The organism is Planococcus sp. VCh962 (assembly GCF_057748275.1).
Genome location: NZ_JBYLHS010000001.1, coordinates 299,769 through 313,760, shown reverse-complemented (window position 1 = coordinate 313,760; position 13,992 = coordinate 299,769). Strand labels below are relative to the sequence as shown.

Below are 13,992 nucleotides of genomic sequence, written 5' to 3'. Positions count from 1 at the left end.
CTTAATATTCCATAATAATCGGAATGATCATCGGACGGCGTTTTGTTTGTTGGAATAAATAAGAATTCAATGTGTCACGAATTTCCTGTTTGATATTATTCCATTCAAAAGCATCTTTCACCACATACTTCTCGACAATTTTGCGGACCAATTGAGTGGATTCTTCCATAAGCTGCTCAGATTCGCGGACATAGACAAAGCCGCGCGAAATCATTTCAGGTCCGGATGCAATTTTCTTTTCTTTGCGGTTTAATGTCACCACTACGATAAATATACCATCTTGTGAAAGAAGCTTGCGGTCCCGAAGAACAATGTTTCCGACATCTCCAATGCCAATTCCATCAATTAGCACATTGCCAGCAGTGACGCGGCCGCTCATGCGTACTTTTCCACCTTTGTATTCAACGATATCTCCTTTATCGGCAATAAAGATATCCGATTTGTGCATGCCGATTTGCTGAGCCAATTTTGAATGGGCAATCAGCATTTTGTATTCGCCTTGAATCGGGATGAAATATTTTGGCTTCATCATGTTCAACATCATCTTCAAGTCTTCTTGGCTTCCGTGTCCGGATACGTGAACTTTCTTGCTTGATGTCAGTACATTAGCGCCGGCTTTCGCCAATTTGTTCATCGTTTGGAACATTTGGACTTCCATTCCTGGAGACGGTGTAAAGGTAATCATCACAGTATCTGTGTCTTTGATCTTTACATCTTTATGCTGCTTGCGGACCATTTTATCCAAGGCTTCTAGTGGTTCACCTTGATTGCCCGTTACAATAATGACCACTTCTTCATCTCGATGCTGTTCCAAGTCTTTAATCGAAATGACGGTATCTTCATCGACTTCCAAATAGCCGAGGCGCAAGCCGACTTCGTAGCTGCTTTCAAGGCTTTTCCCTACCACTGCCACTTTTTTGCCGGTAGCTTTGGCGATATCGAATACTTGCTGAATCCGGATGAAGTTGGATGAATACAGCGATACTAAAATACGGCCTTCAGCCGCAAGGAAAGCAGATAATAAATGATCTGCAATAACTGTTTCAGATGTGGTATGCCCTGGGCGTTCTGCTTCTGTTGAATCTGATAGCAAGATCAATACGCCATCTTCTCCCAATTTTGCCATTTTAGCAATATCGGGCTTATAGCTCCCTTTTGCTGACTGGTCAAATTTGAATTCTCCGGTATGGACAATCGCCCCTTCAGAAGTATGGAAAACGATGCCTAGTGCGTCCGGTATGCTGTGTGTCGTATGAAAAAACGTAACATGGGTTTTATCAAAATTCATACGGCTTTTGTTTGTCACTTCAAAGAATTTCACATGCTTTAAAGATCCTTGTTCTTTAATATGTTCTTTTGCTAAAGCAATTGTTAATTTCGATCCATATACCGGTGCCTGAATTTTTTTCAGTAAGTAAGCAATCGATCCGATTGCATCTTCATGTCCATGCGTCAGGAAAATCCCTTTCACACGGTCTTTGTTTTCTTCTAGAAATGATACGTCAGGAATAACAATATCGATCCCCAGCATTTCATCTTCTGGGAACATCAAGCCGCTGTCAACGACAAATAAATCTTCATCGATTTCGATGACATACATCGCTTTACCGATTTCTCCAACTCCGCCAAGCGGTATCACTCTAATTAATTCATTTTTTATTTTGCTCAAATTATTTCCTCCTATAATTTACCCGTACACATCCATAGACTTTATTATACGGGAATCTAAGTAAACAGTCCAAAGAAAAAAATAAACCGGACGAGGCGCCGGTTTATTTTAAGGATCTTACTTATTCGGTTCAGCTTCAAACAATTCCTTGTTCAATCATCGATTCAGCGATTTGCACCGAGTTCAGCGCTGCGCCTTTCACTAAATTATCAGCTACCACCCATAAATGGAACCCTTTTGGATTATCCAGATCTTGGCGGATCCGCCCAACAAAAACTTCATCAAGCCCAGTAGCCATCAACGGCATCGGATACACTTGGTTTGCCGGATCATCCATCAATTCGACTCCTGGCGCTGCGGCGATTGCTTGTTTTACTTCTTCGATTGTTGGTGTTCCTTCAAGTTCAACATACACCGATTCTGAATGCCCTGTTACTACCGGCAACCGGACACATGTAGCAGCAACCGATAATCGATCATCGTGCATGATTTTTTTTGTTTCATTAATCATCTTCATCTCTTCATACGTATAGCCGTTTTCCGTAAACTGATCAATTTGCGGAATCGCATTAAAAGCAATAGGATAGTGGCGATCCGCTGATTTTACCGGCAATACGCTTGCTTCTGCATTTTGGGCATTGTCAAAATCCGCTGCTTGGTTCTTCAATTCATTGATGGCATTTATGCCAGCACCTGATACAGCCTGGTAAGTGGAAACCACAATTTTATTTAATCCGAATTGCTCTTTCAGCGGCTGCAGCGCACAAACCATTTGAATTGTGGAGCAATTTGGATTGGCAATGATTCCTTTATGCTCAGCGATATCAGTCTTATTTACTTCCGGCACGACCAACGGCACTTCTTTATCCATACGGAACGCGCTCGTGTTATCGATCACTACAGCGCCGCGTTTTACCGCTTCTGGAGCGAACTTTTCAGAAATGCTGCCTCCAGCGCTAAATAAAGCAATGTCAATGCCTTCAAAAGACTCTGGGACCGCTTCTTGTACTGTATATGTTTTTCCTTTAAATTCAATTTCCTGTCCGGCTGAACGGCTCGATGCCAAGAAAACAATTTCGCTAATTGGAAAGTTTCTTTTTTCCAGCTGTTCTTTCATTTGTTGTCCTACCGCTCCTGTTGCTCCCATAATTGCTACGTTATAAGTTTTCAAATGACTCTCTCCTTCAGTAATGATTGGCGTTATTGTACCATAATTTAACGCACTAAAGGAATGACTTAAGTTTAAATAGTAAGTTTTTTTAGATTTGTGTATATTCTTCATTTAATTGTCAGTCAAAAATTCTACCAAACTTTTTCATAGCTGAAAAATACATGGCCTTTTCGCATTCAATCGCTCACTGAATCACTCAGCCAAATAAAAAAAACCCCCTTTTATTAAGGGAGCTTACTTAGAACGGATAATTGAAATAGCAGGTTCTCCTGCAAGCAAATCCATCATTGAATTCACTTTTTCAATTGAAACTTGGTCAACCAAATGGATTATTTGATCATATGCTTGATGTTTTTCCAGCAGCAATTCATTTTTGCCATTGCGGTTCATCCGGGCACTTGTGCTTTCCAACCCCAGCATGATATTGCCTTTCAGCTGCTCTTTTGAATCAGTCACTTCTTCAAGCGTTGCGCCATTGCGCCGGATTTTCTGCAGCTCAGAAAGGATGACTTCCTGCATGTTGGCCATTTGCTCATTTGAAGTTCCCCCATATATGGCTAACGCGCCGTGATCAGAGTATGCCGAATGATAAGAGTAAATGGAATATGCCAGCCCTCGCTCTTCCCGAATTTCCTGGAACAAGCGCGATGACATGGTTCCGCCAATGATATTATTCAAGACGATAAAATTATAAATGTCTTTATCTTTTACAGATAATCCGGGATACCCGAGGCAAAGGTGCCCTTGCTCCGTTTCCTTGTGCTTTAATGAAAACCCGGAAGTAAATCCTGGAAATTGATAATCCTTATCTTGATTTTCCCGCTGGAACGAACCGAAAAGCTTTTCTATCAAGGCGATAAGCCCAGGCGTAATATTGCCTGCCACTGAAATCACGGTGTTTTTTGGCGTGTAATGCCGGTTCATGAAGCCTTCGATCTTGTCTTTTGTGAATCCTTGCAAAGTAGTTACCGTTCCAAGGATTGGAGCGCCCATGGAATGGTGCGGATACATCACTTTCCATAACTGCTCATGGACATCGTCATCCGGCATATCCTCAGTCATGCTTATCTCCTCAATTACTACTTGGCGTTCTTTTTCAATTTCTGACGTTTCCATCTTTGAATTGAAAAACATATCTGCTAATACGGTCACTGCATGTTCAGCATGGTGATCCAGTACTTTCGCATAGTAACAGGTATATTCTTTTGAAGTGTAAGCGTTCATGTCGCCGCCAATGCGGTCAAATTCCCGGGCAATCTGTTTGGCGCTTCTGGTTTCTGTCCCTTTAAACAGCATATGCTCGATAAAGTGCGTCATGCCGTTTTCTTCCGGCAATTCATCTCTGGAACCAGCTTTTACGAAAACGCCTACGGCTACAGAACGGAAATGGGGAATCGATTCAGAAACAATCCGAAGCCCATTACCACAAATATGTGTAGTAACCAATATTCATTCCTCCTCATACGAAAAAATTGCCAACATAAGCTGGCAATTTCGTTTGCTTTTTATTATTTCGCTTCAATGGAGTTAAAAATCCCTGCTGATTGAAGTTTCTCTTTATCCCGCTATAACGGGCAGTAAGACTCCCGCTTTTCAAGCGAAAGATCTACTGACCGTAAAAGCCCGATTGGATCAACTAATCATTAGCAGGAATAAAAATCCCTGCTAATTGAAGTTTCTCTTTATTGATTGGCTTTTTCGGCAGCTTCTTTTTCTTCCTTCAAAACGATCTTGCGTGAAAGGTTAACACGGCCTTGGCGATCGATTTCAATCACTTTAACTTTAACGACATCGTCAAGTTTCAAGACATCTTCCACTTCTTTCGTCCGTTCTTCCTGAATTTCAGAAATGTGAAGAAGTCCATCTTTTCCAGGGAACAGTTCAACAAAAGCACCGAATTTCTCAATGCGTTTCACTTTGCCCTCGTAGTATTCGCCGACTTTCGCTTCGCGGACGATATTTTCAATCATCGCTTTCGCTTTTTCATTCATTTCCTGGTCAACTGATGAAATGAAGATTGTGCCGTCTTGTTCTGTATCAATTTTAACACCCGTTTCATCAATAATCTTATTGATCACTTTACCGCCAGGTCCGATAACATCACGGATTTTATCCGGGTTAATCTTCACCATGATGATTTTAGGTGCGAATTGCGATAGCTGCTCTCTAGGCTCAGAAATCGTTGCAATCATCGACTCTAGGATATGGATTCTTCCAATTTGAGCTTGTGTCAAGGCTTCATCCAGAATTTCACGTGACAGGCCTTCAATCTTGATGTCCATTTGAAGAGCTGTAATGCCTTTGGCAGTCCCCGCTACTTTAAAGTCCATATCGCCAAGATGGTCTTCCATGCCTTGAATATCTGACAGTACTGTATAGTTTTCGCCTTTTTTAACTAATCCCATTGCAATTCCGGCCACTGGCGCTTTGATTGGCACTCCGGCATCCATCATGGCAAGCGTTGACGCACAAATACTTGCCTGCGAAGTCGAACCATTGGATTCCAATACTTCTGCTACTAGGCGGATTGTATATGGGAAGTCTTTTTCAGACGGAATAACCGCTTCAAGTGCGCGTTCTCCGAGTGCACCGTGACCAATTTCCCGACGTCCAGGCCCACGAAGGAACCCAGTTTCCCCAACTGAGAACAATGGGAAATTATAATGATGCATAAAACGTTTTGTGTCTTCAATGCCCAAGCCGTCAATGATTTGAACGTCTCCAAGAGCACCTAAAGTACAGATGCTCATCGCTTGAGTCTGCCCGCGGGTAAACAAACCTGAACCGTGTGTACGGTTCAAAATACCGACTTCGGAAGATAAAGGACGGATTTCTGAAGGTGTACGGCCATCCGGACGCACTTTTTCATCCGTAATCAATCGGCGCACTTCTTCTTTCACCATTTTGTCCAGAATCTGGCTGACTTGTTTTTTCACATCTTCATCAGCTTCTTCGTAAGACTGCATGACACGTTCTTTTACAGCATCAATCGCTTCATTGCGCGCCTGTTTTTCAGCTGTTTGAACAGCTGCATTCAACTCGTCTTCTGCAAGCGCCTTAATGGCTTCTGTAAGAGTTGCATCGAGCTCATAAAGCTGGATTTCAGTTTTTTCTTTGCCCACTTCCTCGGCAATCTGTTCTTGGAAAGCAATTAATCGTTTAATTTCTTCATGGCCGAACATAATAGCTTCCAGAATCTCTTGTTCTGAAACTTCTTTCGCTCCTGCTTCTACCATATTAATCGCATCTTTTGTACCTGCAACCGTCAAGTTCATAGAACTTTGCTCCAGTTGGTCGTTCGTCGGGTTGATGATATATTCTCCATCAATCATTCCAACAATTACGCCGGCGATAGGACCGCCGAATGGAATATCTGAAATCATCAATGAAAGAGACGATCCGAACATGGCCGCCATTTCTGATGGGCAGTCCTGATCTACAGACATAACCATGGAAATAACCTGAACTTCATTGCGGAAGCCATCCGGGAACAATGGACGGATAGGACGGTCAATCAAACGGCTCGTAAGTGTCGCTTTTTCCGATGGACGGCCTTCACGCTTGATGAAGCCTCCAGGGATTTTGCCGACTGCATATAAACGCTCTTCATAGTTTACTGTGAGCGGGAAGAAATCCGTGTTCTTTGGAGTTTTAGATGCTGTGGCAGTGGACAATACTGCTGTATCGCCATAACGGATCAATGCAGCTCCGTTAGCTTGTTTCGCTAATTGGCCAACTTCAACCTGTAATTCGCGGCCTGCCCAATCAAATGTATAAACTTTTTTCGTTTGCTCCATAATCGAGCTCCTCTCTCTTACACTGTTTCATAATTCTAATTCTCTTTATGTATCCAATAGTAGTGTATCAAAAAAGCATTCACTGTGCGATTGAATGTTTAAATTTTTATCCATAAAGAAAAAGCGGGACGAATCCCGCTTTTACTAATTGCTATTATCGGCGTAGGCCAAGTTTTGCGATTAACTCGCGGTAACGTTGTACATCGTTTTCGCGCAAGTATTTCAACAAGTTACGACGGCGTCCAACCATTTTGAATAGACCACGACGTGAGTGGTGATCTTTTTTATGAGTACGCAAGTGCTCATTCAAGTTGTTGATGTCTTCTGTAAGAATGGCGATTTGAATTTCTGCAGACCCAGTATCTGTGTCATGCACTTTGTATTCATTGATCAATTCATTTTTACGTTCTTGAGTGATTGCCATACTGTTCCACCTCCTAATTTCTGATATCCCCTATTACCGAGCAACCGTTGGTGAATCGATTTGCCAAGCAATGGTTTGTACTTTTAGTACTAATAAATCATAGCATAAGAGCTTTTCAAAATCAACCAGTCAACTTATGTTAAGCTTTTGAAAAACTCAATTGCCGTTTCCTTGTCCCGCTGAATTTGAGCCTTCAGTTCGTCTATCCCTAAAAATTTCTTCTCATCTCGAATTCTTTGGTACCAGTCTACATCCACCATTTCTCCGTAAATCGATTTGTCAAAGTCCAAAATATAAACTTCCACCGTTTGTTTTTTCACGTCCGGATTGTTGAAAGTTGGCTTAAACCCGACATTACAGACGCCGTTGTATCGCTGATCCTGTACCCATATTCTCACCGCATAGACCCCTCGGCCAGGAACGAATGTGCCAATTTCCGGTTCAACATTGGCAGTCGGGAAGCCGATCGTTCTGCCTCGCTTGTCGCCGTTGACTACGGTACCGGAAATTCTGAATGGACGACCTAATAGCCGGCAAACTTCATCAACTTCTCCGCTCTTCAGCAAATTCCGGATGCGTGTAGAACTGATTTTCTCTTCAGCGTCAACTTGTTTTTGAATGGTGGCAACAGAGAAAAAGCCTTCCCCTGCTTCTTCCATCGTCTTCATATTCCCTTCGCCTTTGCAGCCGAATGAAAAGTCAAATCCTGCTGTAACATGAACTACATTCAACTCTTTAATAAATATTTGAATGAATTGTTCCGGAGTCAGCTTTGCAAAATCGGAAGTGAAGCGGACAACAAAACAAACATCAACCCCCATACCCTCCAGGATTTCCAATTTCTTTTGCATGGGCGTAATGTAAAACACGTCTTCTTTTCTTCCTCCTAAAACTACAGAAGGATGCGGATCGAACGTCATGACAGCTGACTTAACCGTATGTTTTTTCGCATAACTGATCGCTTCTCCGATAACCTGCTGGTGCCCTTTATGTACCCCGTCAAAAAAACCGAGCGCCAATGAAATCGGGCCAAGCTCTTCTTCGGGTCTGATGTTGTTTGGATAACTCAAATGTATAATTTTCATGTCACACCTCGTCGATGCTCGGAATTCCGAACATTTTTTCGGGCTTCATTTTATCCGCACGCTCAGGATGCCTCTTATACAGCGCAAGTGGCTGGCCGTTTATGGAAAACACGAGAAAATCCTGCCTTTCCAACAAAGGATGCCGGTCCAGGACTTGACCGTTTTTAATGGCGAAAATATCTTTTTTATCAACCTCAACAAACGGAAAATTGCTTAATCCGTAGCTCAGCGGTTTTAAAATAGAGCCGATATCTTCATTTTGAGCAAGTTCTGCCACTTCGGCAAGTGTTACGCAATCTTTTGCTGCAAATTTTCCGGATTCTGTGCGGGTCAATTTGGACATATGTGCAGGAAAGCCGAGAGCTTCTCCGATTTGAACAGCTAAAGTCCGGATATACGTGCCTTTGCCGCATTTAATCCGAATGGAAAATTTCAATTCTTTGCCGACCCATTCACTTTGGCCATCAAGCAATTCGATTGAATCTATGCGAACGACGCGGCTCGGGCGATCTACTGGAATGCCTTGACGGGCATATTCGTACAGCTTTTTGCCGTTGACTTTCACAGCAGAATACATCGGAGGAATTTGCATAATTTCGCCTGTTAAATTTTCAAGCACTTTCAACAAGTCACTTCTTTTCAAATGTTTCTCGGAATCATCCATATCGACAATTGCGCCGCTGGCATCTTCTGTTTCCGTTGAAAAACCGATCGTCACTTCAGCCTCATAAGTTTTGCCTTGATCCGTAATATATTCGGCCACTTTTGTTGCCGTCCCGATACAAATTGGCAATACGCCATCAACATCGGGATCAAGTGTTCCCGTGTGGCCAACTTTTTTTGTCTTCAAAATTTTTCTCAATTTGAACACGCAATCATGAGAAGTCATACCTCTTTCTTTCCATAAAGGCAGAACACCGTTCATTGCCACTTGGTTCAACTCCTTGCTTATTATGTATATGAAGAGAAACTTCAATCAGCGGGTTCTTCCACTGATTGAGAGTCAGTCTTAGCGAGCTTTTGCGGTCAATAAGATTTCCTCTTAAATAAAGGAAAACCGTATTATCCGTTAAAGCAAGAAAAAAAATAGCCTGCTAATAATTAGCAGGCTCCAGTTTTATCATACTTTAAAGGCCGGTTGAATCGCTGTCGCCTCACGAGAAAGACTCGGGACGGCGCTTTCCTTATTGGCCTTCTTTCGGTTCTTGAATGTCACGGAGTAATGAATCAATCCGATTTCCATATGCTATGGATGAATCGAATTCAAACGACAACTCCGGCGTTTTACGCAAGCGGATCCGCTGTCCGATTTCAGAACGGATAAATCCTTTTGACTTCGATAAGCCGAGCAAAGTTTGTTCCTTCACTTTATCATCACCCAGCACGCTAATATAAACAGTTGCCTGTTGAAGATCACCAGTTACCTCGACATCCGTGACCGTCACGAATCCGATTCTAGGATCTTTCAGCTTGCGGCTAATAATTTCGCTAAGTTCTTTTTTCATCTGCTCGCCTACACGATTTGAGCGCATCGTCATTGTTTATTCACCTCGTTCTTACAAATATTCTTGCTGAACTTCAAGGCATTCCCAGGCGGGATTGCTTTCCAAATATTGCAATACTTGCGCCATTTCTTTATCCGCCATCTCTTTTGAAGAAGAAACGGTAACAAAGGCGATGCGGGTGCGTTGCCATACATTTTGGTGATCAATTTCCGCGGCTGAAACGTTGAACTTCTGTTTCGTGCGGGTCAGCATGCTTTTCAATACTGCCCGCTTTTCTTTTAGTGAATGCGAAACCGGAATGATGAATTCACATTCCATGTATAGGATCATTTGCGTTCGATTTCTTCCATCACGAATGCTTCAATGATGTCCATTTCTTTAACATCGTTGAAGTTTTTGATGGTAATTCCGCATTCGTATCCTTTTGCCACTTCTTTTGCATCGTCTTTAAATCGTTTCAGTGTATCGATTTCGCCTTCGAAAACAACAATGCCTTCACGAATCACTCGGACACCGCTATCTCGGGTAATTTTACCGTCAATAACGTAGCTTCCTGCAATCGTTCCAACTTTGGATACTTTGAACGTACTGCGAACTTCAGCTTGTCCAATAACTTTTTCTTCAAATTCAGGATCAAGTAATCCTTTCATTGCGGATTCAATTTCTTCAATTACTTTGTAGATGATGCGATGCAAACGAATATCAACGCCTTCTGCTTCTGCAGCGCGTTTCGCGTTTACATCCGGGCGCACGTTAAATCCGATAACGATCGCATTTGACGCAGCAGCAAGTGAAATATCTGATTCTGTAATCGCACCAGCTCCAGTATGAATGATTTTCACATTGACGCCTTCCACATCGATTTTCATCAATGAGGCAGCCATTGCTTCAACCGCACCTTGAACGTCAGCTTTAACAATCAGGTTTAGTTCTTTCATTTCCCCTTGTTTTAACTGGTCAAACAAATTATCAAGAGTAACGCGAGTTTTTTCAGAACGTTGCACTTGAAGAGCAGAAGTTGCACGAGTTTCCCCAACTTGACGGGCAGTTTTCTCATCTTCGAATACCACGAAACGGTCGCCGGCTTGTGGCACATCATTTAATCCGGTGATTTCTACCGGAGTAGATGGGCCTGCATCTTTAACGCGGCGTCCAAGGTCGTTAACCATTGCGCGGACGCGGCCAAATGTATTTCCGACCACAATCGGATCGCCGACATTCAATGTACCATCTTGGACTAATAAAGTGGCTACTGATCCGCGGCCTTTATCAAGCTCAGCTTCGATAACAGTCCCAATTGCACGGCGTGCGGGATTTGCTTTCAATTCTCCTACTTCAGATACAAGCAAAATCATTTCCAGCAATGAATCGATGCCTTCTCCTTTTAAAGCAGAAATCGGAACAAAGATCGTTTCGCCGCCCCATGCTTCCGGTACAAGTCCATGTTCTGTCAGTTCTTGCATCACTCGGTCAGGGTTAGCGCTTGGCTTGTCCATTTTATTGACTGCAATAATGATTGGCACTTCCGCAGCTTTTGCATGATTGATCGCTTCCACTGTCTGAGGCATAACACCGTCATCAGCTGCTACAACAATAATAGCCAAATCTGTAACTTTTGCTCCTCGTGCACGCATCGTTGTAAAAGCCGCGTGTCCAGGAGTATCCAAGAATGTTATTTTCTTGCCATTCTCTACAACTTGATAAGCGCCAATATGCTGAGTGATACCGCCAGCTTCGCCTGCAGTCACTTTTGTATTTCTGATTGAATCCAACAATGTCGTTTTACCATGGTCAACGTGGCCCATGATTGTAACAACCGGTGGACGTTCTTCTAAAAGAGCTTCATCTTCCGGTTCAAAATAAACTTCAAGATCCGATTTATCAACTAGAATTTCTTCTTCTACTTCTACCTCGTACTCAGCGCAAATCAATTCGATAGCATCTTTATCCAATTCTTGGTTAATGGTAGCCATTACACCAAGCATAAATAATTTTTTGATGATTTCAGATGGCTCGCGGCCTAATTTTTTTGCTAATTCCGCTACTGTCAATGACTCAGTGAACGTAATTTTAGCCGGTAGCTCTTTTTCTTTTCTAGGCATTGGCGGCATTGTATTCACTGGCTGCTGCTGTTTGCCTTTACGGTTGCGGTTCTGGCCTCCACGGCCTGGTCCGCCGCCCGGACGGTTATTGCGCTGTCCTGGACCTGCAGTCGGTTTCGCAGCTTTTGGTGTGAAATTCGAACCTTTAGCTGCAGCAGGACGAGCCTGCCCTTGTCCGCTTTGAGGGCGTGACTGGCTTTGCCCGCCTTGTGGACGTGATTGCCCTTGTCCACTCTGCGGACGTGACTGGCCTTGCCCTTGAGGACGGTTCTGTCCTTGTTGATGCTGCTGGCGTGTTTGTGTTTGCAAACCTTGTCCAGAAGCAGATTTTTTATAAATGCCATCCAATTTTGAAACAGCATTGTCCTCTAGAGTTGCCATATGGTTGGCCACTTCAATATTTAGCTTTGATAACTGGTCGATAATTTCTTTGCTCGGTTTGTCTACTTTTTTAGCGTATTCATGTACTCGAATTTTGGTCATCTGCTCACCCCCGGTTTTTTTCATCGAACAAGCTTGTAAGTTTTTTTGCAAATCCTGAATCAGTGACTGCAATTACTACCCGCTCTTCTTTGCCGATTGCATGTCCAAGTTCGAAACGCGTTCCGAATACTCGAATATCGACATTGTATGTTTTGCATTTGTCATGCAGTTTCTTCCTCGTATTGTCTGAAGCATCTTCAGACAATATTATTAGTTTCGCATTTTTGTTGCGCACTTCGTTTACTGCCATTTCTTCTCCAGTTATTGTCATGCGTGCACGAGTGGCTAGGCCTAATAACTGAAGGATTTTTTGATCATTCATTATTTTTTCAACTGCTCTCTTAGGACTACGCGAGTTAATTCGTCGTAAATTTCATTTGGAACTTTAACTTCCAATTGATTGTCCAAAACTTTCTTCTTGCGCGCTAATGCAATTGCATCTTCCGATTTGGAGACATATGCGCCACGGCCTGATTTCTTGCCCGTCAAGTCGACGAATACTTCGCCTTCTTTAGTCCGGACTACTCGGATCATTTCTTTTTTAGGATGCATCTCGCCTGTAGCTACACACTTCCGCAATGGGATTTTCTTTTGCAGAGCCAACCGACATCACCTTTTCTACGTTATTCTTTTTCCTCATAAAAATCAAAATCATCGAGTTCTTCTCCGGATTCAACCAGTTCGATTGTTGCATTTTCATTCGGGTAAATGCCAAGTTCCCGGGCATCGGTCTCACTCTTGATATCGATTTTCCAGCCAGTCAATTTAGCAGCAAGACGGGCGTTCTGTCCACGTTTTCCGATAGCCAATGACAATTGATAATCAGGAACAACGACTGTCGTTGATTTGTCCGCTTCATTTACTTGAACGTCCAGAACTTTGGAAGGGCTAAGTGCGTTTGCAACAAAAACCACTGGCTCTTCTGACCACTCAACGATATCGATTTTTTCCCCACTCAATTCATTTACAATGGTTTGGACACGGGCACCTTTAGCGCCTACACATGATCCAACTGGATCGATGTCGTCACGATGGGCGACTACAGAAATTTTAGAGCGGTCTCCGGCTTCACGTGCAATCGATTTGATTTCAACGATTCCTTCGTAAATTTCTGGAACTTCGTTTTCAAATAGACGGCGCAGCAGGCCTGGATGGGTACGCGACACAAAAACCTGAGGTCCGCGAGTAGTGCGTTCTACTTTTGTAATATACACTTTAATGCGGTCGTGCGGCTGGTAAGATTCGTTCGGCATTTGCTCGGTTTGCGGCAGGACCGCTTCCACTTTGCCAAGGCCGACATATAGATTGCGTGCGTCCATGCGCTCAACAATACCATTAACGATATCGTCAGCACGGTCAACGAATTCTTCGAAAATCAATCCGCGTTCAGCTTCACGCACACGCTGAGTTACTACTTGCTTAGCAGTCTGTGCAGCAATTCGCCCGAAATTCCGTGGCGTCACTTCTTCTTCCACAATATCGCCAAGTTCATAAGCCGGATTGATCGCTTTTGCATCTTCCAATGAAATCTGCAAGCGATCGTCCTCTACTTCTTCTACTACATCTTTGCGGGAATAGACAAGCATGGTCCCGGTGTTCAAGTTCAAATCCACCCGGACGTTCTGCGCTTGGTTGAAATTGCGCTTATATGCTGTGACTAGTGCCGCTTCAATAGCTTCTATCAGTACATCTCTCGATATTCCTTTTTGCTTTTCTAAAGCATCTAATGCATCCAATAACTCATTGCCCATTATTT

Annotated in this window: 13 protein-coding genes; all 13 read right to left on the bottom strand. The window is 43.1% G+C overall.

Annotated elements, in window-relative coordinates:
- Position 1: 1 nt before the first annotated feature.
- Positions 2 to 1,669 (bottom strand): ribonuclease J, encoded by a 1,668-nt coding sequence (locus AC3AQ9_RS01625; RefSeq protein WP_488305716.1) that lies wholly within the window; start codon positions 1,667 to 1,669, stop codon positions 2 to 4.
- 136 nt (positions 1,670 to 1,805) lie between these two features.
- Positions 1,806 to 2,816 carry an aspartate-semialdehyde dehydrogenase gene (locus AC3AQ9_RS01620; RefSeq protein ID WP_488306799.1) on the bottom strand — a complete coding sequence of 337 codons (1,011 nt, stop codon included), beginning with the start codon at positions 2,814 to 2,816 and terminating at the stop codon, positions 1,806 to 1,808.
- Between the two features lie 258 nt (positions 2,817 to 3,074).
- Positions 3,075 to 4,286, bottom strand: coding sequence for a M16 family metallopeptidase (locus AC3AQ9_RS01615; protein WP_488305715.1), 1,212 nt, complete (start codon positions 4,284 to 4,286; stop codon positions 3,075 to 3,077).
- A 236-nt stretch (positions 4,287 to 4,522) separates the two neighbouring features.
- Positions 4,523 to 6,637, bottom strand: coding sequence for a polyribonucleotide nucleotidyltransferase (gene pnp, locus AC3AQ9_RS01610; RefSeq protein ID WP_488305714.1), 2,115 nt, complete (start codon positions 6,635 to 6,637; stop codon positions 4,523 to 4,525).
- Between the two features lie 154 nt (positions 6,638 to 6,791).
- Positions 6,792 to 7,061, bottom strand: coding sequence for a 30S ribosomal protein S15 (gene rpsO, locus AC3AQ9_RS01605; protein WP_488305713.1), 270 nt, complete (start codon positions 7,059 to 7,061; stop codon positions 6,792 to 6,794).
- Between the two features lie 134 nt (positions 7,062 to 7,195).
- Entirely contained in the window at positions 7,196 to 8,146 is a 951-nt protein-coding gene (locus AC3AQ9_RS01600; protein WP_488305712.1) for a bifunctional riboflavin kinase/FAD synthetase, read from the bottom strand.
- Position 8,147: 1 nt separating this feature from the next.
- Positions 8,148 to 9,071 carry a tRNA pseudouridine(55) synthase TruB gene (gene truB, locus AC3AQ9_RS01595; RefSeq protein ID WP_488306798.1) on the bottom strand — a complete coding sequence of 308 codons (924 nt, stop codon included), beginning with the start codon at positions 9,069 to 9,071 and terminating at the stop codon, positions 8,148 to 8,150.
- A 259-nt stretch (positions 9,072 to 9,330) separates the two neighbouring features.
- Positions 9,331 to 9,684, bottom strand: coding sequence for a 30S ribosome-binding factor RbfA (gene rbfA, locus AC3AQ9_RS01590; protein WP_488305711.1), 354 nt, complete (start codon positions 9,682 to 9,684; stop codon positions 9,331 to 9,333).
- A gap of 18 nt (positions 9,685 to 9,702) precedes the next feature.
- Positions 9,703 to 9,981, bottom strand: a complete 279-nt coding sequence (locus tag AC3AQ9_RS01585) for a DUF503 domain-containing protein (RefSeq protein WP_488305710.1) — start codon at positions 9,979 to 9,981, stop codon at positions 9,703 to 9,705.
- Positions 9,978 to 12,236: a translation initiation factor IF-2 gene (gene infB / locus AC3AQ9_RS01580; protein ID WP_488305709.1), complete on the bottom strand. Its 2,259-nt coding sequence runs from the start codon at positions 12,234 to 12,236 to the stop codon at positions 9,978 to 9,980. Before infB ends, AC3AQ9_RS01585 begins: the two co-directional genes overlap by 4 nt.
- Before the next feature lie 4 nt (positions 12,237 to 12,240).
- Complete coding sequence (locus AC3AQ9_RS01575) at positions 12,241 to 12,558, bottom strand: YlxQ family RNA-binding protein (RefSeq protein WP_488305708.1); 318 nt, start codon at positions 12,556 to 12,558, stop codon at positions 12,241 to 12,243.
- Entirely contained in the window at positions 12,558 to 12,839 is a 282-nt protein-coding gene (gene rnpM / locus AC3AQ9_RS01570; RefSeq protein ID WP_488305707.1) for an RNase P modulator RnpM, read from the bottom strand. Before rnpM ends, AC3AQ9_RS01575 begins: the two co-directional genes overlap by 1 nt.
- 20 nt (positions 12,840 to 12,859) lie before the next feature.
- Complete coding sequence (gene nusA, locus AC3AQ9_RS01565) at positions 12,860 to 13,987, bottom strand: transcription termination factor NusA (protein WP_488305706.1); 1,128 nt, start codon at positions 13,985 to 13,987, stop codon at positions 12,860 to 12,862.
- Positions 13,988 to 13,992 lie beyond the last annotated feature (5 nt).

What these genes read in the sequence shown, in the direction of transcription:
- AC3AQ9_RS01620 (WP_488306799.1), bottom strand. Translation starts at nt 2,816, where the DNA reads ATGGGAGCAACAGGAGCGGTAGGACAACAAATGAAAGAACAGCTGGAA.
- pnp (WP_488305714.1), bottom strand. Translation starts at nt 6,637, where the DNA reads ATGGAGCAAACGAAAAAAGTTTATACATTTGATTGGGCAGGCCGCGAA.
- rpsO (WP_488305713.1), bottom strand. Translation starts at nt 7,061, where the DNA reads ATGGCAATCACTCAAGAACGTAAAAATGAATTGATCAATGAATACAAA.
- AC3AQ9_RS01600 (WP_488305712.1), bottom strand. Translation starts at nt 8,146, where the DNA reads ATGAAAATTATACATTTGAGTTATCCAAACAACATCAGACCCGAAGAA.
- truB (WP_488306798.1), bottom strand. Translation starts at nt 9,071, where the DNA reads ATGAACGGTGTTCTGCCTTTATGGAAAGAAAGAGGTATGACTTCTCAT.
- rbfA (WP_488305711.1), bottom strand. Translation starts at nt 9,684, where the DNA reads ATGACGATGCGCTCAAATCGTGTAGGCGAGCAGATGAAAAAAGAACTT.
- AC3AQ9_RS01585 (WP_488305710.1), bottom strand. Translation starts at nt 9,981, where the DNA reads ATGATCCTATACATGGAATGTGAATTCATCATTCCGGTTTCGCATTCA.
- infB (WP_488305709.1), bottom strand. Translation starts at nt 12,236, where the DNA reads ATGACCAAAATTCGAGTACATGAATACGCTAAAAAAGTAGACAAACCG.
- AC3AQ9_RS01575 (WP_488305708.1), bottom strand. Translation starts at nt 12,558, where the DNA reads ATGAATGATCAAAAAATCCTTCAGTTATTAGGCCTAGCCACTCGTGCA.
- nusA (WP_488305706.1), bottom strand. Translation starts at nt 13,987, where the DNA reads ATGGGCAATGAGTTATTGGATGCATTAGATGCTTTAGAAAAGCAAAAA.